This is a genomic window from Acidovorax delafieldii (assembly GCF_007993815.1).
Lineage (GTDB): Bacteria > Pseudomonadota > Gammaproteobacteria > Burkholderiales > Burkholderiaceae_C > Acidovorax > Acidovorax delafieldii.
In genome coordinates this window covers 190178-214415 of the sequence record NZ_VJWE01000019.1, presented here as the reverse complement: position 1 = coordinate 214415, position 24238 = coordinate 190178, and the positions used below count along the sequence as shown (strand labels likewise).

The following is a 24238-nucleotide window of genomic DNA, read 5'->3' as shown; positions in this document are numbered from 1 at the left end:
TAATTTGCTCCGGCATTAACCGGGCTAATACGTCCGGCGCGCACCGCCCGGCCAGGCAGGCTGGGATAATCACGCCCCATGTCCCTCCTGCCCCACCAGCTCGAACTGCTCTCGCCCGCGCGCGACGCAGACATTGGCATCGAAGCCATCAACCACGGCGCCGATGCCGTCTACATCGGCGGCCCGGCCTTTGGCGCGCGGGCCAGTGCGGGCAACGACATTCGGGACATCGAGCGCCTGGTCAGGCACGCGCACCGCTTCAACAGCCGCATCTTCATCACGCTCAACACCATCCTGCGCGACGACGAGCTCGAAGCCGCGCGCCAGATGGCCTGGCAGGTGTACGAAGCCGGTGCCGACGCCCTCATCATCCAGGACATGGGCCTGCTCGAAATCGACCTGCCGCCCATCCAGCTACACGCCAGCACCCAGACCGATATCCGCACGCCCGAAAAAGCACGCTTCTTGCAGGACGCGGGCCTCTCTCAGATCGTGCTGGCACGCGAGCTGACGGTGCAGCAGATCGCCGCAGTGCACAAGGCGCTGGGGCCCGTGGATGCGCCGGGGCGCGCCAACATCGAGTTCTTCATCCACGGCGCGTTGTGCGTGGCCTACAGTGGCCAGTGCAACATCAGCCATGCGCAAACGGGCCGCAGCGCCAACCGCGGCGACTGCAGCCAGGCCTGCCGCCTGCCCTACCAGGTGACCGACGCGCAGGGCCGCTTCATTGCGCACGACAAGCATGTGCTGAGCATGAAGGACAACAATCAGAGCGACAACCTGCGCGCCCTCATCGATGCGGGCGTGCGCAGCTTCAAGATCGAAGGGCGCTACAAGGACATGGGCTACGTGAAGAACATCACCGCCCACTACCGCACCTTGCTCGACGAGATCATCGAAGAGCGCGAGGCCCAAGGCCGGCCGCTGTCGCGCTCGTCCAGCGGTCGCACCACCTTCACCTTCACACCCGACCCACTGCAGAACTTCAACCGCGAGTTCACCGATTACTTCGTGACGGGCCGCAAGGAAGACATCGGCGCGTTCGACACCCCCAAGAACCCCGGCCAGGCCATCGGCTGGGTGACCAAGCTGGGCCCAGACTTTGTGGAGCTGGAACTGAGTGACCTGGCCACCGTGCTGCACAACGGCGACGGCCTGTGCTACTACGACCTGCACAAGGAACTGGTGGGCATGGCCATCAATGTGGCCGAACCGGTGTCGGCCCGCAGCGTGGGCCAATGGCGCGTGTACCCCAAGGACCCGATGGACGGCTTCAAGGACCTGCGCAAGGGCACCGAGGTCAACCGCAACCGCGACATGGACTGGGTGCGTACGCTGGAGAAAAAGTCCAGCGACCGCCGCATCGGCCTGTGGGCGCACCTGAGCGAAACGCCCACCGGCTTCAGCCTGATGCTGACCGACGAGGACGGCAACGTGGGCTGCGCATCCGTGCAGCAGACCCACCAGCCAGCCACTGACACGGCCAAGGCCGAGGTAAGCCTGCGCGAGCAGCTCGGCCGCTTTGGAGCCACGGTGTTTGCGGTGCATGACATTGCGCTGCAGCTCTCGCAGCCGTGGTTTGTGCCCGCCTCGGTGCTCAACGCTCTGCGCCGCGATGCCGTGGCCGACCTGGAAGCCAACCGCGCCCGCAACTTTGCCCGCCTGCCGCGCGCCACGCCGGTGGAGCCGCCTGCGCCCTACCCAGAGGACACGCTTTCTTTCCTGGGCAATGTGTTCAACCACAAGGCCCACGACTTCTACGTGCGCCACGGTGTGAAGGTGATCGCTGCGGCTTACGAGGCGCACGAAGAGGAAGGCGAGGTCAGCCTCATGATCACCAAGCACTGCGTGCGCTTTTCCATGAGCCTTTGCCCCAAACAGGCCAAGGGCGTGACGGGTGTCCAGGGCACCATCAAGGCCGAACCCTTGATGTTGATCAATGGCAAGGAAAAGCTGACCTTGCGCTTTGACTGCAAGCCCTGTGAAATGCATGTGGTGGGCAAGATCAAGCGCCAGGTGCTGAACCAGGTGCCAGAAGCCCCGCTCCAGTTCTACAAAGCCCGGCCGCAAGTCGCGCACTAAGGCAACGCCGAAGAAGTCCTTGTGCGGGCGTGCGGCCCGTTTCACCGATCGCCGCATGTCCCCATCCACCGCGCCGCACCTGCACCCCACCGACGCCGTGGCCCAGGCCCATGGCGTCAACCCTGACGCAGGCCTGCACGCCGACGAAGCGCTGCGCCGCAGCGCCACCCATGGCGCCAACGAGTTGGCCGCATCGCAGGACCGCCCCTGGTGGCGCCTGCTGGCCGACCAGTTCAAGGACTTCATGGTGCTGGTGCTGCTGGGTGCGGCCGTCATCTCGGGGCTGGTGGGCGAGGTCACCGACACGCTGGTGATCCTCGTCATCGTGGTGCTCAATGCCGTCATCGGCTTTGTGCAGGCCTGGCGCGCCGACCAGGCCATGGCGGCACTGCGCCAGCTGGCCGCGGCGCACGCCACCGTGCTGCGCAGCGGTGCGGTGCAGGTGGTTCCTGCCACCGTGCTCGTGCCTGGCGACATCGTGCTGCTGGAGGCGGGCAACCAGATCCCGGCCGACCTGCGGCTCATCGAGATCGCGCAGTTGCAGGTGGATGAATCGGCCCTCACGGGCGAGTCCGTCACGGTGGCCAAGCAGACCGAAGCCCTGGCAGCCGAAGACGTGGGCGCGCTCGGCGACCGCACCAACATGGCCTTCAAGGGCACCACCGCCACCCACGGCCGCGCACGCGGCCTGGTGGTGGCCACCGGCATGCGCACCGAGCTGGGCAAGGTGGCCACGCTGCTCGACACCGGCGACCGCAGCACGCCGCTGCAACTGCGCCTCGCGGCGTTTGGCAAGCGCCTGGCGATAGCGGTGCTGGGCATCTGCGCGGTGATCTTTGTGGTGGGCGTGCTGCGCGGCGAGGCGCCGCTGCTGATGGCCCTCACCGCCATCAGCCTGGCGGTGGCCGCCATCCCCGAGGCCCTGCCCGCCGTGGTCACGGTGCTGCTGGCCCTGGGGGCGCGCCGCATGGTGGCAGTGCATGCCCTGGTGCGGCGCCTGCCCTCGGTGGAGACCCTGGGCTCGGTCACCACCATCTGCTCAGACAAGACCGGCACCCTGACCCAGAACCGCATGCATGCCGAGCTGCTGCTGGCACACGGTGTGCGCTGGGTGCCCGGCGACCCCTTGCCCGGTGCGGCCCACGCCGAAGCCCTGTGCGCCGCCGCGCTGTGCAACGACGCCAAGCTGCAGGTTCACAACGAAGAGGGCCAGTCGGGCATCCACTGGCTGGGCGACCCCACCGAGACCGCGTTGGTGCTCGCCGCCCATGCGGGCGGGCTGGACAAGGCCCAGCTCGACGCTGCCAGCCCCCGCGTGCAGGAGCAACCGTTTGACTCCGACCGCAAGCGCATGACGACCTTCCACCGCGCGGCCGCAGGCATTGTGGCCTACACCAAAGGCGCGCCCGAATCCGTGCTGCCCCGCTGCGCCGCCCACTGGACGCCTGAAGGCGCTGCCGCACTAGACACCGCCAAGGTCCTCGCCACTGCCCAGCAGCTCGCTGCACAGGGGTTGCGCGTGCTGGCCCTCGCCCGCCGCAGCCACGCCCGCCTGCCCGACACCAACGACATCGACGCAGTAGAAAACCAGCTGGAGCTGCTGGGCCTGATCGCCCTCATCGACCCACCCCGCGCCGAGGCCCAGGCCGCAGTGCGCGACTGCATCAGTGCGGGCATCACGCCCGTAATGATCACGGGCGACCATCCTGCGACTGCACGCGCGATTGCGCACCGCCTGGGCATTGTGAAGAGCAGCGATGCCCCGGTGCTCACTGGCGCCGACCTGGCCACACTGGACGATGCTGCCCTGCGCGCCCGCGTGGAGCAGGTGCAGGTCTACGCCCGCGTGGACCCGGCGCAGAAGATCCGCATCGTCGAGGCGCTGCAGGCCCAGGGCCACTTTGTGGCCATGACAGGGGACGGCGTGAACGATGCCCCGGCGCTCAAGCGTGCCGACATCGGCGTGGCCATGGGCCAGGGCGGCACCGACGTGGCACGCGAGGCATCGAGCCTGGTGCTGCTGGACGACAACTTCGCCACCATCGTCGCGGCGGTGCGCGAAGGCCGCCGCATCTACGACAACATCCGCAAGTTTGTGCGCTACGCGATGACGGGCAACTCGGGCGAGATCTGGACCATCTTCCTCGCGCCGCTGTTGCTGCTGCCCATCCCTTTGCTGCCCATCCACATCCTGTGGGTCAACCTCGTCACAGACGGCCTGCCCGGCCTAGCGCTGGCCGCCGAACCGGCCGAGCGCGGCATCATGCAGCGCCCGCCCCGCGCGCCGCGCGAAAGCCTGTTTGCCCACGGCATGTGGCAGCACATCCTGGGTGTGGGCCTGCTCATCGGCGGGCTGTGCCTGGCGGTGCAGGCCTGGGCCCTGCACACCGGCCACACGCACTGGCAGACCATGGTGTTCACCGTGCTCACGCTGGCGCAGATGGCGCATGTGATCGCCATTCGCTCCGAATCCGAACCCATCTGGCGCCTGGGCCTGCTGAGCAACCGCCCGCTGCTGGGTGCCGTGCTGCTCACCTTTGCGCTGCAGATGGCCACCATCTATGTGCCCTGGCTCAACCCCATCTTCCGCACCGAGCCGCTGAGCCTGGGCGAGCTGGCCCTGTGCATTGGCGCAGCGCTGGTGGTGCTGGTGGTCGTGGAAGTCGAGAAGGCCTGGCGCCGTAGCCAGCAGGCGCGGCGCGCCACCCCAGAGCCCATGGACAGCGCCATGGACGAGCCCTCGGCCTGAAAGAGTCCAGGGCGAACATGAACGTCATAAGCACATAGCCAACGATTCGATGACGCCAGGGGTCCAGGGTGCCAGAATGGCCCGCGCCATCGGCACATCGGGCCTCGTCCAGCAATGGGCCGAGCCCGGTTGTTCCACTCCCATCCCTTCAATGAAAGAGACAGCACCCATGCAGATCGAAACCCTGGCCGTCCACGCTGGCTACAGCCCCGACCCCACCACCAAGGCGGTGGCCGTGCCCATCTACCAGACGGTGGCCTACGCGTTTGACAGCGCCCAGCATGGCGCCGACCTGTTTGACTTGAAGGTGCCGGGCAACATCTACACCCGCATCATGAACCCCACCACCGACGTGCTCGAAAAGCGCGTCGCGGCCCTTGAAGGCGGCATTGCCGCGCTGGCCGTGGCCTCGGGCATGGCCGCCATCACCTACGCCATCCAGACCATTGCCGAGGCGGGCGACAACATCGTCTCGGCCAGCACGCTCTACGGCGGCACCTACAACCTGTTTGCCCACACGCTGCCGCAGCAGGGCATCACCACCCGCTTTGCCGACCCGCGCGACCCGGCCAGCTTTGCGCAGCACATCGATGCGCGCACCAAGGCCATCTTCATCGAGTCCATCGGCAACCCGCTGGGCAACGTGACCGACATCGCCGCGCTGGCCAAGGTGGCGCATGACCATGGCGTGCCGCTGATCGTGGACAACACGGTACCCAGCCCCTACCTGCTGCGCCCCATCGAGCATGGCGCCGATATCGTGGTGCACTCGCTCACCAAGTACCTGGGCGGCCACGGCAACAGCGTGGGCGGCGCGATTGTGGACAGCGGCAAATTCCCGTGGGCGGAGCACAAGGCACGCTTCCCGCGCCTGAACGAGCCCGACGTGAGCTACCACGGCGTGGTCTACACCGAGGCGCTGGGCCCCGCCGCCTTCATCGGCCGTGCACGCGTGGTGCCACTGCGCAACACGGGTGCGGCGCTGGCGCCGCTCAATGCCTTCCTGATCCTGCAAGGCATTGAAACCCTGGCGCTGCGCATGGACCGTATCTGCGACAACACGCTGGCCATTGCCCAGTACCTGCAAAGCCACCCCAAGGTCGAATGGGTGCGCTACGCCGGTCTGCCCGACCACCCGGACCACGCGCTGGTGCAACGCCAGTCAGGCGGCAAGGCATCGGGCATCCTGAGCTTTGGCGTGAAGAACAGCGACGCCGATCCACGTGCGGCAGGTGCCAGTTTCCTCGACGCGCTGCAGCTCTTCACGCGCCTCGTGAACATTGGCGATGCAAAGTCGCTGGCCACCCACCCCGCGTCCACCACCCACCGCCAGCTCAATCCCGAAGAGCTGGCCAAGGCGGGCGTGAGCGAAGGCATGGTGCGCCTGTCGGTCGGCATCGAGCACATCGACGACCTGCGGGCGGACCTGGCGCAGGCACTCGACAAGGTGTGATGTGCGAATGGCCATGCGCCCCCAAAAGCGCATGGCCAGGCACCTGACACCGTACTTTTGAGGATTTTTGCGTCCAAGCGCTAGTGGAATATGCGCCAACAGCTACACATTTGATAGCAAACAAGACCACGACACGTAGCGACACCGTCATGCCGGCCCCAACGCGGCGTGTCGATGACGGCCAGCGCCGGGCGCTGGCCGCCTTCAGCCGAGGTCGCGTGCCAGCCGAATGCCGGTGAACTGCCAGCGCGCCGTGGCCGGAAAGAAGTTGCGGTAGGTCCGTCGCTCGTGCCCTGGCGGCGTGGCGTTGGACGAGCCCCGCAGCACGTACTGGTTGACCATGAACTTGCCGTTGTACTCACCCACGGCGCCTTCAGCCACCCGGAAGCCTGGGTACGGCGCGTAGCTCGACTGCGTCCACTGCCACGCAGCGCCGTGCCACTGCGCCATGCCAGCGGCACCCTGCGCGGCCGCATGCTCCCATTCAGCCTCCGTGGGCAGGCGCGCGCCCACCCAGCGCGCGTAGGCATCGGCCTCGTAGTACGACAGATGCACCACCGGCTGGTTGCCCTGCAGCGGCTGCAGGCCGGCCAGCGTGAACTGGTGCCAGGCCCCGTCGATGCGATGCCAGTACAGCGGCTGCTCCAGACCCTGCGCCGCCCGCCAGTCCCAGCCTTCGGCCAGCCAGAGCAGTGGGTTGTGGTAGCCGCCACCTTCCACAAACGCCAGATACTCGGCCTGCGTCACCAACCGCGAGGCCAGCGCGTAGGGATGCAGATACACACGATGGCGCGGGCCCTCGTTGTCAAAGGCAAAGCCGCTGCCAGCGTGGCCGATATCGGCCAGCCCCCCGTCAAAGGAATGCCACGCCAGTGTTTGGTCAGCCTCGGGCGCCACAGCCTCTGAAGGCTTGGCGTAGGTAGGGAACAAGGGGTTGCAGGACAGCAGGTGCAGGATGTCGGTGAGCATCAGCTCCTGGTGCTGTTGCTCATGCTGCAGGCCCAGCTCGATCAGGCCACGCAGCGCAGCGTCGTGCGCCACAGTGGGCCACAGGCGCGCCATGCGGGCGTCCACGTCGGCCCGGTAGGCGAGCACCTCGTCCAGCGATGGCCGCGTGAGCAGCCCGCGCTGCGGACGCGGGTGCTTGGCGCCCACACCGTTGTAGTAGGAGTTGAACAGCACCCGGAACGCCGGTGCAAACGGCTGAAAACCGGGCTCGTGGGCTTCGAGCACAAAGGTCTCAAAGAACCAGGTGGTGTGGGCCAGGTGCCATTTGGTGGGACTGGCGTCGGGCATGGACTGCGCGGCGCAGTCCTCGGGCGACAGCGGAGCCGCCAGGGCCAGCGAGCGACCGCGCACGGCGGTGTAGCGCGCCAGCAGCGTGTCAAATGCGGTGGATGTCACGGTCATGGCAGCCACCGGTCAAGGACGGGCGTGGACGACCGCGAACCAGCCCCGCTCGTCTGTCCACGCCTGCGCCTGCGCAAAACCGGCGCGCGCAAGCATGTCGGTGAACACGGGCAACGGGTACTTGTAGCTGTTCTCGGTGTGGATGCGCTCGCCCTGGTCGAACCTGCGACCGCCGCCGGGCCAGCACACCTCGGTGTCAGAGGCGGCCTCCAGGTGCATTTCGATGCGCGACGCCTCGGGGTTGAAGAACGCACGGTGCTGCCACTGCGCCACGTCAAAGTCGCTGCCGATCAGGCGGTTCACATGCCGCAGCACATTGCGGTTGAACTCGGCGGTGACCCCCGCTGCATCGTCGTAGGCGGCTTCGAGCACCGCCACATCCTTGGGCAAATCGATGCCAATGAGCAGGCCGCCATCGTCGTCGATCAGCTCGCGCATGTGGGCCAGCAGCTCCAGCGCGTGCGGCGGGTCAAAGTTGCCGATGGACGAGCCCGGGTAGAACACGAGGCGCCCGGTGCGGGGAATGTCGTCAGGCAGTGACACCCCCAGGGTCATGTCGCCCGCCAGCGCGCGGGCATCCAGCGCCGGGAAGTCGTCGCGCAGCCCTTGCACCGCCTGCTCCAGAAAATCCGCCGAAATGTCCACGCCCACAAAACAGGCCGGCTGCACCAGATGGCACAGGGTGCGGGCCTTCTGGCAGTTGCCCGCGCCCAGTTCGATCAGGGTGCGGCCTGCGCCCACGGCGCCCGCGATGCTGTCTGCATGTGTCTGCATCAGCGCCATTTCGGTGCGTGTGGGGTAGTACTCCGGCAGGCGTGTGATGGCTTCAAACAGCTGCGAGCCATGCTGGTCGTAGAAATACTTGGGGGAGATGCGTGCGGGCCGCTGGGTCAGTCCGTGGGTGATGTCGGAATAGCGAGGCAGGAGCATGGGTCGTCAGGACGTTGGGGCGGCAGCGCCGCCGGGTGGTCAAAAGCAGAGGCACCTGGAGCGCCCACATTGCGGCACGCCCCACACGCTCCCCTGCCCCATTGTGCGTTGCCTCGCTGACTGCCGTGTGTAGGCCATTTCCGCACCCACAAAAAAAGGGCTGGCGCATGCGCCAGCCCTTCAGACCCTTGGAGAACTTTTATTGTCAGGAACGCAGGGCCCGCCTGGGGCCCTGTGCCCTTAGAAGCGCCAGCCCAGACCCACGCCCACCAGAACGGGGTCCACCTTGAAGGTGCCCAGCTTGGCACCGCCTGCGCTCACGTCGGTCTTGATGAAAACCTTCTTCACGTCGAAGTTGAGGTACAGGTTCTTGGCCAGCGGGATGTCCACACCCACTTGCAGCGCGGGGCCGAAGCTGTTGCGGTCAATGCTCACGCCTGCGGGCAGGTTCACGCTCGAGAAACGCGTGTAGTTCAGGCCCGCGCCCACGTAGGGCTTGAAGCCGGGGGCATCAAAGTGGTACTGCGCCAGCAGTGTGGGGGGCAGGTGCTTGAGCGTGCCAATGGCTGCGCCGCCAGCGCTGAGCGTGTGCTTCTGGGGCACGGTCAGGATCAGCTCGGCCGCGATGTTCTTGTTGAAGAAGTAGGTGACATCCACTTCAGGGATGGTCTTATTGTTGACCGACAGGCCCAGCGGTGTGCTGTCCTTGTTGGCGCTGTCCAGGTGCACCGCACGTGCACGGACCATCCAGGGGCCTTCAGCCTGTTGCGCCAGGGCAGCGCCAGAAGAGAGGGCACAGAGAACGGCGACAGCCAGCAGGTTCTTTTTCATGGTATTTCGCATCGGTTGGACGGGGACGACCCCCGTGCATGCATTGAACCGCTGCGGCCACGACCCGGCCTTGCCTTACCTCAAGCCCTCGGTAGTAACCCTTAGACCTAGATCAAGGAATACCCACTATCGAGCTGTGGACTTGCCCCGCAGGCGCTGAACCAGCGTCCACCCGGCCAGCACCAGGCCACCCGCCACGATGCCCACCACGGCGTTCAGCAGGTTGGGCACCAGCACCGCCCACAGCCCACCCACGGGCCATTGCGCCGCTGCCGTACCTGCAGCCTCAACCGCATGGTGCAACGCAGGCACGCCGTGCACCAGAATGCCACCGCCCACCAGAAACATCGCCGCAGTGCCCGCAATGGACAGCCCCTTCATCAGCCAGGGTGCTGCGCGCAGGATGCCCGATCCCAGGGCGCGCGCGGCGCTGCTGGCCTTGTTGTTGAGCCACAGGCCCAGGTCGTCCAGCTTGACGATACCCGCCACCAACCCATAGACACCGATGGTCATGATGACGGCGATGCCCGACAGCACCGTGAGCTGCTGCACGAAGGGCGCAGCGGCCACCGTGCCCAGCGTGATCGCAATGATTTCGGCCGACAGGATGAAGTCCGTGCGCACGGCGCCCTTGATCTTGTCCTTTTCAAAGGCCACCAGATCCACCGCCGGATTGGCATTGGCCTTGGCGTGGCTCTCATGCTCGGCCTCATCCTCATGCTGGGCGTGCAGCAGCTTGTGCGCTACCTTCTCAAAGCCCTCAAAGCACAAGAAGGCGCCCCCCACCATCAGCAGCGGCGTCACGGCCCACGGCGCAAAGGCGCTGATCAGCAGCGCAGCGGGCACCAGGATGACCTTGTTGATGAACGAGCCCTTGGCCACCGCCCACACCACCGGAATCTCGCGCTCAGCGCGCACCCCGGTCACCTGCTGGGCGTTGAGCGCCAGGTCGTCCCCCAGCACGCCCGCCGTCTTCTGTGCAGCCACCTTGGTCATCACCGACACATCGTCGGCCATGGCAGCGCTCTTTTTGGCCGCCACCTTGGTCATCAAGGCCACATCGTCGAGGATGGTGGCGATATCGTCGAGCAAAGCAAGCAGGCTGCCAGCGGCCATGGGAAGTCCTTGGGATGAGTCGCAAAAAAATGCGGCGAACAAGCCGCCGGTGTGCGCCGCACTATAGCAACGCACAGGCAACCGCCGCGCAAGCCCCCATCGTCGTGCAGCGGCCACGCCATTCGCAGATAGCCCCACATTGCCTGCGGGCATGCCTGCCCAGCCACAAGGCGCATACTCGCGCGCTCAACCACTACCCGCTATGGGGCCTTCTGCGGGCTTCACCGCCACGCCATGCCCGGCTACCTGACCAAGCAAGAAGACATCGCCATCACCGGCGCGGCAGACCTGATCATCCAGTCGCTGCTGGACAAGCAGCAGTTTGCCGACCCGCTGGGCGCCGCCGAGGCGCTGGGCATCTCATCGGCCGCCTGGCCCCTCTTCGGCCTGTTGTGGCCATCGGGCGCGCAGCTGGCTCAGCGCATGGCCAGCCGCCCCCTGCTGGCGGGCGAACGTGTGCTGGAGATCGGCTGCGGACTGGGTCTGGCCAGCCTGGTGTGCCACCGGCGCGGTATCGATGTCACTGCCAGCGACTGCCATCCTCTGGCCCAACAATTTCTGCAGGAAAACGCGCGCTTGAACGGCCTGTCACCCGTGAAGTACCGCACGGGTCAGTGGGGCTCGGACGCGCCAGCACCGGCCAACGCGGTGCAAGGCCAGTTCGACCTCATCATCGGCAGCGATGTGCTGTACGAACGCGACGCTCGTGCGTCCCTGGCCACCTTTCTGGACCACCACGCAGGCGACGGCGCGCAGATCTGGATCGTGGACCCGAACAGGGGCAACCGCTCCACCTTCCATAAGCAGATGGCTGTGCACCGTTTCGATGTGATCGAAGAGCGACTGGACCACCCCGCCCTGGCCGATGTGCCGGCGTACAAAGGGCGACTGCTGGTGTACCAGCGCACCTTAACAGCGGCCTGAACACGACTTTGAAGGGTTGGCCCGGCGCGATAGCGCCACCATCAGACCGCCGAGCCCGCGCACCCTAAGCGCCAGGGCAGCCGAGCAAGGGCCGCCCCGCAGCGAGGGCTGCGTCCCTCTTCCCGATTCGCGCAGCGAATCGAGAGAAGGGGGAAGCGGCGCAGCCGCTCAGGGGGATGCCCCCTGCTACCCCACCCACTTGCGCGCGTTGCGCCAGATGCGCATCCAGCCGCTGCACTGCGCCTTGTCTTCGCTGGTCCAGCTCATCTGCACGTTGCGGAACACGCGCTCGGGGTGCGGCATCATGGCCGTGAAGCGGCCGTCGGCCGTGGTCACTGCCGTCAGGCCACCCGCGCTGCCGTTGGGGTTGAACGGGTACTGCTCCGTCGCGCGGCCATGGTTGTCCACGTAGCGCATCGCAGCAATGGCCTTGCCGGCGTTGCCCCGGTACTTGAAGTTGGCATAGCCCTCGCCGTGTGCCACCGCAATCGGCAGGCGGCTGCCTGCCATGCCTTGCAGGAACAGGCTGGGAGATTCGAGCACTTCCACCAGCGACAGGCGGGCCTCGAAGCGCTCGCTCTGGTTGGTGGTGAAGCGTGGCCAGTCTTGTGCGCCGGGGATGATGTCGGCCAGCTCGGCAAACATCTGGCAGCCGTTGCAAACGCCCAGGCCGAACGTGTCGGTGCGACCGAAGAAGCCCTGGAACTGTGCGGCCAGCACCGGGTTGAAGGTGATGGACCGCGCCCAGCCAATGCCAGCGCCCAGCGTGTCGCCATAGCTGAAGCCGCCGCAGGCCACCACGCCCTTGAAGTCTTGGAGTTGGACGCGGCCGGTCTGCAGGTCGGTCATGTGCACGTCGTAGGCCTCAAAGCCCGCCTCGGTGAAGGCATAGGCCATCTCGATGTGCGAGTTCACGCCCTGCTCGCGCAGGATGGCGACCTTGGGTTTGGCAAGGTTCAAGTACGGCGCTGCCACGTTGTCCTTGGCATCGAATGTGAGGTGTACATGCATGCCGGGGTCGGTGGGCTCGCCCGCTGCGGCGTGTTCGGCATCGGCGTTGGCGGGGTTGTCGCGCTGCTGGCAAATCTTCCAGCTCACGGCGTCCCACACTTGGTGCAGGTCGGCCAGCGGCGCACTGAACACGGCCTTGGCATCGCGCCAGACCTGCAGCTCGCCCTTGCCAGCGTCGATCTCAGACGATGCCGGGCGTGTCTTGCCCACAAAGTGGCTGAACTTGGACAGGCCATGCTCACGCAAGGTTTGCATCACATCGTTGCGCTCGGCGGTGCGCACCTGCAGCAGCACGCCCAGCTCTTCGTTGAACAGGGCCTTGAGGGTCAGCTCATCACGGCGCGCGCCCACTTGGCCCGCCCAGTTCTTGGCATCGCCCGTGTCCATGCGGCTATCGTTGATGCCATCACCCTCGGTGACCAGCAAGTCCACATTCAGCGCCACACCCACATGGCCCGCAAACGCCATCTCGGCAGCAGCGGCCAGCAGGCCGCCATCGCTGCGGTCGTGATAGGCCAGTATCTGGCCCTTGGCGCGCAGCGCGTTCACGGCGTTGACGAGGTTAACCAAGTCTTTGGGGTCGTCTACATCGGGCACCACATCGCCGCTTTGGTCCAGCGTCTGGCCCAGGATGCTGCCGCCCATGCGGTTCTGGCCCTTGCCCAGGTCGATCAGCACCAGCGTGGTATCGGCCTCGGTGGCGTTGAGCTGGGGAGTGAGCGTGCCGCGCACGTCGGACAGCGAAGCAAAGGCGCTCACGATCAGGCTGACGGGCGACGTGACCTTCTTCTTGTCGCTGCCTTCCGACCACTGCGTGCGCATGGACAGACTGTCCTTGCCCACGGGAATGGACACGCCCAGCGCGGGGCACAGTTCCATGCCCACGGCCTTCACGGTTTCGTAGAGCGCAGCGTCTTCGCCGGGCTCGCCACACGCGGCCATCCAGTTGGCCGACAGCTTCACGCGCGGCAGCTCGATGGGGGCGGCCAGCAGGTTGGTGATGGCCTCGGCCACGGCCATGCGGCCTGAAGCCGGCGCGTTGATGGCGGCCAGCGGCGTGCGCTCGCCCATGCTCATGGCCTCGCCCGCAAAGCCCTTGTAGTCGGCCAGGGTCACGGCGCAATCGGCCACGGGCACCTGCCAGGGACCGACCATCTGGTCGCGGTGGCTCAGGCCACCCACAGTGCGGTCTCCGATGGTGATGAGGAAGCGCTTGGAGGCTACCGTGGGGTGGGCCAGCACGTCGATCACGGCCTTTTGCAGCGGCACGCCGGTCAGGTCCATGGGCGCGAATTCACGCACCACGGTCTTCACGTCACGGTGCATCTTGGGCGGCTTGCCCAACAGCACGTTCATGGGCATGTCCACGGGCAGCTTCTGGTCGTCGGCCGTAGCAGCAGGGTCGTGCAGCACCAGCTGGCGCTCTTCGGTGGCCGTGCCGATCACGGCAAACGGGCAGCGCTCGCGCTCACAAAAGGCTTTGAACTGCTCCAGCGATTCTGGCGCAATCGCCAGCACATAGCGTTCCTGGCTTTCGTTGCTCCAGATTTCCTTCGGGCTCATGCCGGACTCTTCGAGCTGCACCGCGCGCAGGTCAAAGCGGGCGCCACGGCCAGCGTCGTTGGTCAGCTCGGGGAAGGCGTTGGACAAACCGCCCGCGCCCACGTCGTGGATGGCGAGGATGGGATTGTTGCTGCCCTGCGCCCAGCAGTGGTTGATGACCTCTTGCGCACGGCGCTCGATCTCGGGGTTGCCGCGCTGCACCGAGTCAAAGTCCAGCTCGGCCGCATTGGTGCCGGTGGCCATGGAGCTGGCGGCACTGCCACCCATGCCGATGCGCATGCCGGGGCCGCCCAGCTGGATGAGCAGCGAGCCGGCGGGGAATTCGATTTTCTTGGTCAGCTCGGCATCGATCACGCCCACACCGCCCGCGATCATGATGGGCTTGTGGTAGCCGCGCTGCACACCACCCACGTTCTGCTCGTATTCGCGGAAGTAGCCGTTCAGGTTGGGGCGGCCGAACTCGTTGTTGAAAGCGGCGCCGCCCAGGGGCCCTTCGACCATGATCTGCAGCGGGCTGGCAATGTGCTCGGGCTTGCCCACGGTGCTGCCCCAGAGCTTGGACACGGTGAAGCCTGTGAGGCCCGCCTTGGGCTTGGAGCCCCGGCCGGTGGCGCCTTCGTCACGGATCTCGCCGCCCGCGCCGGTCGATGCGCCCGGGAAGGGCGAAATGGCCGTGGGGTGGTTGTGCGTTTCCACCTTCATCAGCACATGCTGGGTGACGCTACTTTTTTGATAGCTATTAGCGCATGATTCACTAGCGCTTGCGGCCATTTTGGCTACAAAACGCTCGACCTGATGGCCTTCCATGACCGAGGCGTTGTCCGAATACGCAATCACCGTGTGCTGGGGCGCCAGCTGGTGCGTATTGCGGATCATGCCGAACAGGCTCTTGTCCTGCGCCACGCCGTCGATGGTGAACTGGGCGTTGAAGATCTTATGACGGCAGTGCTCGCTGTTGGCCTGCGCGAACATCATCAACTCCACATCAGTGGGGTTGCGCTTCAGGCCCGTGAAGGCGGTCACGAGGTAGTCGATTTCATCGTCGGCCAGCGCCAGGCCGAAGCGGGTGTTGGCGGCTTCGAGCGCCTTTCGTCCTTGTTCGGGGCCACCGGTCAGCACATCCACATGCTCCATGGGGGCGGGCTGCAGTTCGGTGAACAGCGCGGCGGCGGCGCTGCGGTCGGCCACAACCGATTCGGTCATGCGGTCGTGCAGCAGTGCGGCAATCTGGCTCAGTTGCTCAGCGGTCAACTCCGGTGTCTTGCCCAGCAGGCCCGATTTCAGGCTGATGCGGTATTCGGTGATTCGCTCGACGCGGCGGATGGCGATGCCGCAGTTGCGCGCAATGTCGGTGGCCTTGGAGGCCCAGGGCGACAGGGTACCCAGGCGAGGCGTGACGATGAGCACGGCGCCATCTTCGGGGCCTGCGTAGGGGTCGCCGTAGGTCAGCAGCGCAGCCAGACGTTCTTGTTCGGCGGGCGTGGGGGCCGCATCGGTGGCGACCAGATGCACGAAACGCGCTGCAATGCCGCTGATCTTGGGGTGGATCGCCTCCAGGGCGGGTTGAAGTTGCTGAGCGCGGAAGGAGCTGAGGGCGTTGCCGCCCGCCAGCGTGGTCATGTGCAAGGTCACGGTAGCGGCCTGTTGGGGGGTGTCAGGGGTAGAGGGTGGCTCCGGGTGCCAGCGTGCAACCAGCACCGGAGCCCTCCATTTTACCGGGCAAGCCCAGGCCGCCTGCGCGGCTGGGGGGCCGATGGGATAATTGCGGCATGAGCATCACCATCAAAAGCGCCGAGGACATCGAGGGCATGCGCGTGGCCTGCCGCCTGGCCTCCGAAGTGCTGGACTACATCACGCCGCACATCAAGCCCGGCATCACCACCAAAGAGATCGACCGCCTGGGCGCCGAATGCATGGCCCAGCAGGGCACCATCTCGGCCACCGTGGGCTACCAGCCACCGGGCTACCCGCCCTACCCGGCGTCGCTGTGCACGTCGGTCAACCATGTGGTGTGCCACGGCATCCCCAACGACAAGCCGCTCAAGAAGGGCGACATCGTCAATGTGGACGTGACCGTGATCACCAAGGACGGCTGGTACGGCGACAACAGCCGTATGTTCCTGATCGGCGAATGCTCGATCGCCGCCAAGCGCCTGTCAGCGCTGACGTTTGAAGCCATGTGGCATGGCATCGTGCAGGTCAAGCCAGGCGCGCGGCTGGGGGATATCGGCCACGCGATCCAGAAGTTTGCCGAAGGGCACGGCTTCTCGGTGGTGCGCGAGTTCTGCGGCCACGGCATTGGCCAAAAGTTCCACGAAGAACCCCAGGTGTTGCACTATGGCAAGCCCGGCACGCTCGAAGAACTGGTACCCGGCATGGTGTTCACCATCGAGCCCATGATCAATGCCGGCCGCCGCGAAGTGAAGGAATTTGGCAACGACGGCTGGACCATCGTGACCAAGGACCACAGCCTGTCGGCCCAGTGGGAGCACACGGTACTGGTCACGCCCACGGGCTACGAGGTAATGACGTTGTCAGCGGGTTCGCCCCCGCTGCCGTCCTTTGTGACCGCCACCAAGACCTGAGGTGAGCGCCGGGCCACCGGTTCCCGCGCAAAAGGGCAGCCGCTTGCACAACTCTTGCATGGCTTTTTCATGGCCTCCCACGATACTTACCGACCATGACTGAACTCCATGCCCTGCGCGACGCCTACCGCAGCGACAAGGCCGCGCTGCTGGCGGCCATGCAATCCACCGGCGCATCGACACGCGGCATCCGTGTGCTGCTGCGCAAGCTGTCGTCGCTGGCGGGCAACCTGCTGCAGACCCTGTGGCAGCGTGCTGAGCTGCCCGACGATATGGCCCTGGTGGCCGTCGGCGGATTTGGGCGCGACCAGTTGTTCCCCTATTCCGATGTCGATGTCCTGCTGCTGCTGCCCGACGGCACGGCGCCCGAGGCCGGCAGTGCCTTGCGCACGAAACTGGAAGGCTTCATCGGTAGCTGCTGGGACACGGGCCTGGAGATCGGATCGAGCGTGCGCACGGTGGCCGAATGCCTTGCCGAAAGCGCGGGCGATGTCACCGTGCAGACCTCGCTGCTCGAATCGCGGCTGGTGTGCGGCAGCGCCGCGCTGTTTGCAGAATTCCAGCGCCAGTACCGCGCGCAGATGAACCCCCAGGCGTTTCTGGTCGCCAAGACCCTGGAGATGCGCCAGCGCCACACCAAGTACGAGAACACGCCCTATTCGCTGGAGCCCAATTGCAAGGAGTCGCCCGGCGGGCTGCGGGACCTGCAGATGATCCTGTGGGTGTCGCAGGCTGCCGGGCTGGGCAGCAACTGGAAGGAACTGGCCACCAGTGGCCTGGCCACGGCCTTCGAAGTGCGCCAGATCGAGCGCAACGAGGCGCTGCTGTGCCTGATCCGTGCCCGCCTGCATGCAGCGGCCGGGCGGCACGAAGACCGGCTGGTGTTCGACTTGCAGACCGCCGTGGCCGAGTCGTTCGGCTACCGCTCGCAAGCACCCGATGGCTCGCGCCTGCCCATGCGGGCCAGCGAAAGTCTGATGCGGCGGTACTACTGGGCAGCGAAGGCCGTGTCGCAACTCAGCCAGATCCTGCTGCTCAACATTGAAGAGCGCCTGAACCCATCGACCCATGAGCCGCGTCCGATCAACGAACGGTTCTTTGAGAAGGCGGGTCTTATCGAGGTGGCCAGCGACGACCTTTACACCCGCGACCCGCACGCGATCCTGGAGACCTTCCTGCTCTACCAGACCACGGTCGGGCTCAAGGACCTGTCGGCGCGCACCTTGCGTGCGCTGTACAACGCACGCGGCGTGATGGACAGCGCCTTCCGTCGAGACCCGGTCAACCGCGATGCCTTCATGCGCATCCTGCAGCAGCCCTCGGGCATCACGCACGCCATGCGGTTGATGAACCAGACCTCGGTGCTAGGCCGCTACCTGTGGCCGTTCCGTCGCATCGTGGGGCAGATGCAGCATGACCTGTTCCACGTCTACACGGTGGACCAGCACATTCTGATGGTGCTGCGCAACGTGCGCCGCTTCTTCATGGCCGAGCATGCGCACGAATACCCCTTTTGCTCGCAGCTGGCGGGCGGCTGGGACAAGCCCTGGATTTTGTATGTGGCGGCGCTTTTCCATGACATTGGCAAGGGACGCGGTGGCGACCACTCGCAAATCGGCGCAGAAGAAGTACGGCGCTTTTGCCGCCAGCACGGCGTGGACCGCGAAGATGGCCGGCTCATCGAGTTTCTGGTGCGTGAGCACCTGACCATGAGCACTGTGGCGCAAAAGCAGGACCTGAGCGACCCCGATGTGATTGCTGCCTTTGCACGCCGCGTGGGCAACGAACGCAACCTCACGGCCATGTACCTGCTCACGGTAGCGGACATCCGCGGCACCAGCCCCAAGGTCTGGAATGCCTGGAAAGGCAAGCTGCTGGAAGACCTGTACCGCGCCACGCTGCGCACCCTGGGTGGCCGCGCACCCGATGCTGCGGCCGAAATCGAAGCCCGCAAGCGCGACGCGCTGGTACTGCTGGCGCTCAACGCCCTGCCCTTTGAAGCGCACAAGGCGCTGTGGGCCACGCTGGATGTGAGCTATTTCATGCGCCACGACGCTGCCGACATTGCCTGGCACACACGCCACCTGTCGCGCCATGTGGGCACGGCCAAGCCGGTGGTGCGCGCCCGCCAGTCGCTGGCGGGTGATGGGCTGCAGGTGATGGTCTACGCCGCCGACCAGGCCGACCTGTTTGCACGCATCTGCGGCTACTTCGACCGTGTGGGTTTCAGCATCCTCGATGCGCGGGTGCACACCGCCAACAACGGCTATGCGCTGGACACCTTTCAGGTTGTGGCCTCTTCGGCATCGGAGCAGCCCGGACACTACCGCGAGCTGACCCACATGGTGGAGAGCGACCTGATGCGCGTGATCGAGGAAGGCGGCCCTTTGCCAGAACCCACCCGCAAGCGGGTGTCACGCCGGGTCAAGAGCTTTCCCGTAGCGCCCCGGGTGACCTTGCGCCCCGACGAAAAGGCGCAGCGCTGGCTGCTGGCGATCTCGGCCAGCGACCGTGCCGGTCTGCTCTATCTCGTGGCACGCATCCTGGCGCAGCACCACCTGAGCGTGCAACTGGCCAAGGTCAGTACCCTGGGCGAGCGGGTGGAAGACACCTTTCTCATCCAGGGCCCAGAGCTGCAGAACAACGCCCGCCAGATCCAGATCGAGACCGAGCTGCTGCAGGAACTGTCGTCCTGACCGCGCAGGGATAGGCCCAGGAGAGGATCCCTATCAGTCGTCTTCGGTGGCACTGATCTCAGGGAACAGCACCTCGGTAAAACCGAACTGCGTGAAATCACGCACCCGCATGGGATACAGCTTGCCGATCAGGTGGTCGCATTCGTGCTGTACGACACGCGCATGGAAGCCATCTACCGTGCGGTCAATGGGGTCGCCGTACAAATCGAAGCCTGTGTAGCGGATGCGCGACCAGCGGGGCACCTTGCCGCGCAAACCGGGCACGGAGAGGCAACCCTCCCAGTCTTCCTCTTCTTCCACCCCCAGGGGCGTGATCACCGGGTTGAGCAGTACGGTGGGCGGCACAAGCGGCCGATCCGGATAGCGCGGATTGCGGTCGTTGGAACCAAAGATCACCAGTTGCAGATCTACCCCAATCTGCGGCGCGGCAAGGCCGGCTCCGTTCACGGAGGCCATGGTCTCGAACATATCCCGCACCAGCTGATGCAACTCGTCAGTGTCGAACGCAGTGACAGGCTGCGCCACGCGCAGCAGGCGGGGGTCGCCCATTTTCAAAATGGTGTGGATGGTCATGAAATATGAGACAGGCTTGGAGACAAGGCACAGACCGCCAAATTGGCAGCAGGGTGCCCAGCATATCGCGCCATGCGGCTTCAGGTTGGCGCGTGGGTTTGCGAACCGATGCAGTCAGTTTTGTGGATTCGGGACAATTTTTGTGTATATAATCTAAGTCTTGTTCCTCGATAGCTCAGTCGGTAGAGCGCCGGACTGTTAATCCGTAGGTCCCTGGTTCGAGCCCAGGTCGAGGAGCCAAGAATTTGCAGGCCCTGCATGAAAAAAGCGGGGCCTTTTAATTAGTCAGTTGATAGATACCGATCATTCCTCGATAGCTCAGTCGGTAGAGCGCCGGACTGTTAATCCGTAGGTCCCTGGTTCGAGCCCAGGTCGAGGAGCCAATCTGAAAAAGCCCCACACTTTCTGAGTGTGGGGCTTTTTTGTTGGCCGAAACCCCATCACGCAGCGCGCCAGTGCTTGCCAGACAATAGTGCCTTTGCGACACACGCCCGCATGCCCGCGCAACTCCCCTGGCTCGAACCTGACGCCCCCCTTCCAGCCCCGACCCTTGCGTGGGGAGAGGGCGACCCTGCGCCGGGACTGCTGGCGGCAGGTGGTGCACTGGATGTGGACAGCCTCCGTGCCGCGTATGCGCAGGGTACTTTTCCCTGGTATGGCCCTGGGCAACCCATCCTGTGGTGGGCACCCGATCCGCGCATGGTGCTGCCAGTGTCGGAATTTCGGCTGCATCGATCACTGAACAAACGGCTGCAGGCGTTTCGCAGACAGGCGCATTGCGAAATACGCGTCGATAGCGCATTCCATGACGTCATCACGGCTTGTGCCACCAAGGAACGCGAGGGCCAGGCTGGAACCTGGATCGTGCCGGAGATGGTGAACGCCTACACTGATTTACACCGAGCAGGCCATGCCCACAGCGTGGAAACCTGGGTGGACGACCAACTCATAGGGGGCCTGTACTGCGTGGCGCTGGGTCGTGCGGTGTTCGGAGAATCCATGTTTGCCCATGCGACCGACGCCTCCAAGATCGCTCTTGCAGCCTTGGTCTGCCTGTGCCGCCGTCATGGCATCACCTTGATTGACTGCCAGCAGAATACGCGGCACCTGACCTCCCTGGGCGGCCGGGAAATACCCCGCGCCGATTTCCTGGTACATGTGGACAAAGCGCGACAACAGCCTGCCATCCCCTGGAGATTTGAGCCCGTATACTGGAACGAGCTGCTGCCACCCAAGATCGATCCGGCATGACGCAACTCAATGACCTTCCACTGCAGACCCTGCAGTTTTACGCGACAGCCCCCTACCCCTGCAGTTACCTGCCGGACCGTCAGGCACGATCGCAGGTCGCCACCCCCAGCCATCTGATCCAGAGCGATCTCTATTCCGACCTCGTAACCAAAGGGTTTCGCCGCAGTGGCATGTTCACCTACCGCCCCTATTGCGACGGATGCCAGGCGTGTACACCGCTGCGGGTCCTGGTCAACGAATTCAAGCCTGATCGCAGTCAAAGACGCGCGGCAACACGCCACGGCCAACTGCAGGCCCGGGTGCTACGGCTGTGTTTTGTGCCCGAACATTACCAGCTGTACCTGCGCTACCAGAACGGCCGCCATGCAGGCGGTGGCATGGACCATGACAGCATCGACCAGTACACACAGTTTCTGCTGCAAAGCAGGGTGAACTCAAGACTGGTGGAGTTCCGCGAGACCGACGCATCAGGCGAACCCGGTGCGCTCAAGATGGTCTCCATTCTTGACGTGCTCGATGACGGCCTGTCTGCCGTGTATACGTTTTACGAACCCGAGCCCCATTGCAGCTACGGCACCTACAACGTTATGTGGCAAATTGCGCAAGCCCATGCACTTGGCCTGCCCCATGTCTACCTGGGGTACTGGATAGAAACCAGCCCCAAGATGAACTACAAGGCACGCTTTGTGCCCCATGAAATCCGTACCGATGGGCTATGGCACCGGGTAGCAGACACCGGCCACGCGAGCACCTGAATACGCGTTAACATTTCACAAGATAAAATGTAGCGGCCTTCGCACCATAGCCGCTCATGAAAAAAACCGATTCCAGCATCCCTCTCAAACCCAGCGTTCAGGTGCTTGAGCGCATGTTCACTCTGATCGATGTTCTGGCTTCTCGTGAAGAGGCGATTTCCCTCAAGGAAATCAGCGAAAAGACAGGGCTGCACCCCTCTACGACTCACCGCATCCTGAATGACCTGACCATCGGACGGTTTGTGGACCGCCCCGAATCTGGCAGCTACCGGCTCGGCATGCGTCTGCTGGAGCTGGGCAACCTGGTGAAGGCACGCCTGAGCGTTCGTGATGCGGCGCTGACCCCCATGCGCAGTCTGCACAAGCTGATCCAGCAGCCCGTGAACCTGAGCATGCGCCAGGGCGATGAGATTGTGTATGTGGAGCGCGCCTACAGTGAGCGGTCGGGTATGCAGGTGGTGCGAGCCATCGGCGGCAGGGCACCACTGCACCTGACCTCTACAGGAAAGCTCTTCCTCGCACTGGATGACCCCCAGCGCGTTCGTGCCTACGCCACCCGCACCGGTCTTGCAGGCCATACCCGCAACAGCATCACCCAGCTGCCCGTGCTGGAGCGAGAACTGGCAAAGGCCCGGCAATACGGCATTGCCCGCGATAACGAAGAGCTTGAGTTGGGCGTGCGCTGTATGGCAGCCGGTGTGTATGACGACCAGGGAAAACTGGTAGCAGGCCTGTCCATTTCAGCCCCCGCTGACAGACTGGATGAAGGCTGGCTCCCCAAGCTGCAAGCAACGGCGAACGAAATTTCACTGGCCCTGGGTCATACACCAAGTACCGACGCCAGTCACAACCCAATCACCAACCAACGCACCGAATTGCGTTGACGTTCTACATCCACACCCCATTTGCCAAAGGCGCCATGGACGGGGCCGCAGTGGCGCATTGAGGCATCGAGGCTGGCGCTGCACGGTGTGGATGGGACACGCGCGGCAGGCCTCCGGCACGGTCTTGCCAGCTCATCGCGTCCCAACCCATTCAAGGCAAGAGATGACCGCTGACCCGATTCACCCAAGACCATTTGCGAGTACGGACTCGCACTACAAACAAAAACGCCTGACAGGACCAGCCTGTCAGGCGCATGTGGGGAGATGTCTGCCTATCAGCCGTTGTTGCTCCGTACCGCCTGTAAAGGTGCGGCCAGCGAAGGATTCGACTCCACCCAGCGGCGCACCCGCTCGGCATCGCCCAATCGACTGAATTTACCTGCAGAGTCCAGGAACACCATGATCAATTTGCGCCCGGCCACCTGGGCTTGCATCACCAAGCAACGCCCTGCCTCGGAGATATAACCGGTCTTCTGCAGACCGATGTCCCAGGTAGGATTTTTCACGAGACCGTTGGTGTTGTTGTACTGAAGCGTCTTATGCCCCACCGCCACTTCATAGCCGGGGGAAGTGGACAGCTCGCGCAACAAAGGATCTCCATGCGCCACACCCACCAGCGTTGCAAGATCGCGGGCACTGGACTGGTTACGGCTGGACAGACCAGTGGGCTCCACATAGTGAGTATCGTTCATGCCCAGCGACTTGGCCTTGGAGTTCATTTGCGTCACAAAGACCTCCAACCCACCCGGGTAAGTACGACCCAGTGCATGGGCTGCCCGGTTCTCGCTGGACATCAGCGCCAAGTGCAGCATCTCGCCACGCGTTAGCGTGGTACCCACGGTCAGACGCGACCGACTCCCCTTTTCGGTGTCTACATCGTCCTGCGTAATGGTGACAGGCTCGTCCATGGGCAACTTGGCCTGCGAAATCAGCATGCCCGTCATGAGCTTGGTCAGCGAGGCGATGGGAAGCACAGCCTGATCGTTCTTGCGGAGCAACACCTCATGGGTGTCTTGGTCCACCACCAGCGCTACGCTGGACTTGAGGTCCAGCGGATCATTGACCTCGTGCAAGCCCGCCATCTGGCCGAAAGAGGGCTTGGCTGGAACAAACGCCACCTTGGTAGGTGCTTTGGCAGTCCGGGCAGCGACGCGCGTGGGCTTGATGCTGGCGGCCACCTTGCGTGGTGCCACGGCACGCTTCGCGTTGCTTGCGCTGACCTGCTGTTTTTTGACCCCTGGCTTTTTGACATCTGCCGCATGCACAGAGGGGGAAATGAGGGCAGCGCTCACGAGCGCGAAACCCATCCACTGGAAAAATCGATTCACTGCAGCGTTGCGGCGATGGTGCATCAAAGTGCTCCAAACGGTAAGAATTATTGAGCAGTGTACAGAATCAAAAAAAGTCGCGCAAGATCAATACCTT

General features: G+C 64.6%; 16 protein-coding genes and 2 tRNA genes. 11 read left to right on the top strand and 7 right to left on the bottom strand.

Annotation, left to right across the window (positions count from 1 at the left end):
- The first annotated feature begins 78 nt into the window (after positions 1–78).
- The 3 genes from ATF69_RS22955 (at position 79) to ATF69_RS22945 (ending at position 6284) form a co-directional block, all read left to right on the top strand.
- Positions 79–2082: a peptidase U32 family protein gene (locus tag ATF69_RS22955; RefSeq protein ID WP_146872398.1), complete on the top strand. Its 2004-nt coding sequence runs from the start codon at positions 79–81 to the stop codon at positions 2080–2082.
- Positions 2083–2137: 55 nt separating this feature from the next.
- On the top strand, positions 2138–4831 hold the full coding sequence (locus tag ATF69_RS22950) for a cation-translocating P-type ATPase (protein ID WP_146872397.1): 2694 nt from the start codon (positions 2138–2140) through the stop codon (positions 4829–4831).
- A gap of 169 nt (positions 4832–5000) precedes the next feature.
- Positions 5001–6284: an O-acetylhomoserine aminocarboxypropyltransferase/cysteine synthase family protein gene (locus ATF69_RS22945; protein ID WP_146872396.1), complete on the top strand. Its 1284-nt coding sequence runs from the start codon at positions 5001–5003 to the stop codon at positions 6282–6284.
- Positions 6285–6488: 204 nt separating this feature from the next.
- Here the strand turns inward: ATF69_RS22945 and egtB are convergent, their stop codons facing one another.
- The 4 genes from egtB to ATF69_RS22925 all read right to left on the bottom strand — a co-directional run bounded on the left by egtB (position 6489) and on the right by ATF69_RS22925 (position 10571).
- Positions 6489–7694 (bottom strand): ergothioneine biosynthesis protein EgtB, encoded by a 1206-nt coding sequence (gene egtB, locus ATF69_RS22940; protein WP_146872395.1) that lies wholly within the window; start codon positions 7692–7694, stop codon positions 6489–6491.
- A 12-nt stretch (positions 7695–7706) separates the two neighbouring features.
- Positions 7707–8624, bottom strand: a complete 918-nt coding sequence (gene egtD, locus ATF69_RS22935; RefSeq protein WP_146872394.1) for an L-histidine N(alpha)-methyltransferase — start codon at positions 8622–8624, stop codon at positions 7707–7709.
- 240 nt (positions 8625–8864) lie between these two features.
- Positions 8865–9455 (bottom strand): OmpW/AlkL family protein, encoded by a 591-nt coding sequence (locus ATF69_RS22930; RefSeq protein WP_015013729.1) that lies wholly within the window; start codon positions 9453–9455, stop codon positions 8865–8867.
- A 126-nt stretch (positions 9456–9581) separates the two neighbouring features.
- On the bottom strand, positions 9582–10571 hold the full coding sequence (locus ATF69_RS22925) for a DUF808 domain-containing protein (RefSeq protein ID WP_146872393.1): 990 nt from the start codon (positions 10569–10571) through the stop codon (positions 9582–9584).
- A gap of 234 nt (positions 10572–10805) precedes the next feature.
- On the opposite strand from ATF69_RS22925, the gene ATF69_RS22920 reads away from it, so the two are divergent.
- Complete coding sequence (locus ATF69_RS22920) at positions 10806–11495, top strand: class I SAM-dependent methyltransferase (protein WP_108499953.1); 690 nt, start codon at positions 10806–10808, stop codon at positions 11493–11495.
- A gap of 186 nt (positions 11496–11681) precedes the next feature.
- Here the strand turns inward: ATF69_RS22920 and purL are convergent, their stop codons facing one another.
- Positions 11682–15701 carry a phosphoribosylformylglycinamidine synthase gene (gene purL, locus ATF69_RS22915; protein ID WP_146872423.1) on the bottom strand — a complete coding sequence of 1340 codons (4020 nt, stop codon included), beginning with the start codon at positions 15699–15701 and terminating at the stop codon, positions 11682–11684.
- Between the two features lie 137 nt (positions 15702–15838).
- On the opposite strand from purL, the gene map reads away from it, so the two are divergent.
- Positions 15839–16654 (top strand): type I methionyl aminopeptidase, encoded by an 816-nt coding sequence (gene map, locus ATF69_RS22910; protein ID WP_146872392.1) that lies wholly within the window; start codon positions 15839–15841, stop codon positions 16652–16654.
- 95 nt (positions 16655–16749) lie between these two features.
- Positions 16750–19350, top strand: coding sequence for a [protein-PII] uridylyltransferase (locus tag ATF69_RS22905; RefSeq protein ID WP_146872391.1), 2601 nt, complete (start codon positions 16750–16752; stop codon positions 19348–19350).
- A gap of 33 nt (positions 19351–19383) precedes the next feature.
- Here ATF69_RS22905 and def read toward each other — a convergent pair whose 3' ends face one another.
- On the bottom strand, positions 19384–19923 hold the full coding sequence (gene def, locus ATF69_RS22900) for a peptide deformylase (RefSeq protein WP_056067371.1): 540 nt from the start codon (positions 19921–19923) through the stop codon (positions 19384–19386).
- Positions 19924–20087: 164 nt separating this feature from the next.
- Here def and ATF69_RS22895 point away from each other — a divergent pair.
- The 5 genes from ATF69_RS22895 (at position 20088) to ATF69_RS22875 (ending at position 22813) form a co-directional block, all read left to right on the top strand.
- Positions 20088–20163: transfer RNA gene (locus ATF69_RS22895), tRNA-Asn, on the top strand.
- A gap of 67 nt (positions 20164–20230) precedes the next feature.
- Positions 20231–20306, top strand: a tRNA-Asn gene (locus ATF69_RS22890).
- Positions 20307–20418: 112 nt separating this feature from the next.
- The gene (gene aat, locus ATF69_RS22885) at positions 20419–21174 is read left to right on the top strand and encodes a leucyl/phenylalanyl-tRNA--protein transferase (RefSeq protein ID WP_146872390.1); all 756 of its coding nucleotides are present in this window, start codon (positions 20419–20421) and stop codon (positions 21172–21174) included.
- Positions 21171–21929: an arginyltransferase gene (locus tag ATF69_RS22880; protein ID WP_056744184.1), complete on the top strand. Its 759-nt coding sequence runs from the start codon at positions 21171–21173 to the stop codon at positions 21927–21929. The genes aat and ATF69_RS22880 overlap by 4 nt, the downstream gene beginning before the upstream one ends.
- Before the next feature lie 56 nt (positions 21930–21985).
- A complete protein-coding gene (locus ATF69_RS22875) occupies positions 21986–22813 on the top strand; it encodes an IclR family transcriptional regulator (RefSeq protein ID WP_116749561.1) in 828 nt (275 codons plus the stop codon).
- Positions 22814–23088: 275 nt separating this feature from the next.
- Here ATF69_RS22875 and ATF69_RS22870 read toward each other — a convergent pair whose 3' ends face one another.
- Positions 23089–24165 (bottom strand): serine hydrolase, encoded by a 1077-nt coding sequence (locus ATF69_RS22870; protein WP_146872389.1) that lies wholly within the window; start codon positions 24163–24165, stop codon positions 23089–23091.
- Positions 24166–24238: the final 73 nt, after the last annotated feature.

Bases quoted from the DNA above. Each gene is read 5' to 3' on its own strand.
- def (WP_056067371.1), bottom strand. From the start codon at position 19,923: ATGACCATCCACACCATTTTGAAAATGGGCGACCCCCGCCTGCTGCGC.
- ATF69_RS22930 (WP_015013729.1), bottom strand. From the start codon at position 9,455: ATGAAAAAGAACCTGCTGGCTGTCGCCGTTCTCTGTGCCCTCTCTTCT.
- egtD (WP_146872394.1), bottom strand. From the start codon at position 8,624: ATGCTCCTGCCTCGCTATTCCGACATCACCCACGGACTGACCCAGCGG.
- aat (WP_146872390.1), top strand. From the start codon at position 20,419: ATGCCCGCGCAACTCCCCTGGCTCGAACCTGACGCCCCCCTTCCAGCC.
- ATF69_RS22945 (WP_146872396.1), top strand. From the start codon at position 5,001: ATGCAGATCGAAACCCTGGCCGTCCACGCTGGCTACAGCCCCGACCCC.
- ATF69_RS22875 (WP_116749561.1), top strand. From the start codon at position 21,986: ATGAAAAAAACCGATTCCAGCATCCCTCTCAAACCCAGCGTTCAGGTG.
- ATF69_RS22880 (WP_056744184.1), top strand. From the start codon at position 21,171: ATGACGCAACTCAATGACCTTCCACTGCAGACCCTGCAGTTTTACGCG.
- ATF69_RS22905 (WP_146872391.1), top strand. From the start codon at position 16,750: ATGACTGAACTCCATGCCCTGCGCGACGCCTACCGCAGCGACAAGGCC.
- ATF69_RS22870 (WP_146872389.1), bottom strand. From the start codon at position 24,165: ATGCACCATCGCCGCAACGCTGCAGTGAATCGATTTTTCCAGTGGATG.
- ATF69_RS22955 (WP_146872398.1), top strand. From the start codon at position 79: ATGTCCCTCCTGCCCCACCAGCTCGAACTGCTCTCGCCCGCGCGCGAC.
- ATF69_RS22925 (WP_146872393.1), bottom strand. From the start codon at position 10,571: ATGGCCGCTGGCAGCCTGCTTGCTTTGCTCGACGATATCGCCACCATC.
- map (WP_146872392.1), top strand. From the start codon at position 15,839: ATGAGCATCACCATCAAAAGCGCCGAGGACATCGAGGGCATGCGCGTG.
- ATF69_RS22920 (WP_108499953.1), top strand. From the start codon at position 10,806: ATGCCCGGCTACCTGACCAAGCAAGAAGACATCGCCATCACCGGCGCG.
- ATF69_RS22950 (WP_146872397.1), top strand. From the start codon at position 2,138: ATGTCCCCATCCACCGCGCCGCACCTGCACCCCACCGACGCCGTGGCC.
- egtB (WP_146872395.1), bottom strand. From the start codon at position 7,694: ATGACCGTGACATCCACCGCATTTGACACGCTGCTGGCGCGCTACACC.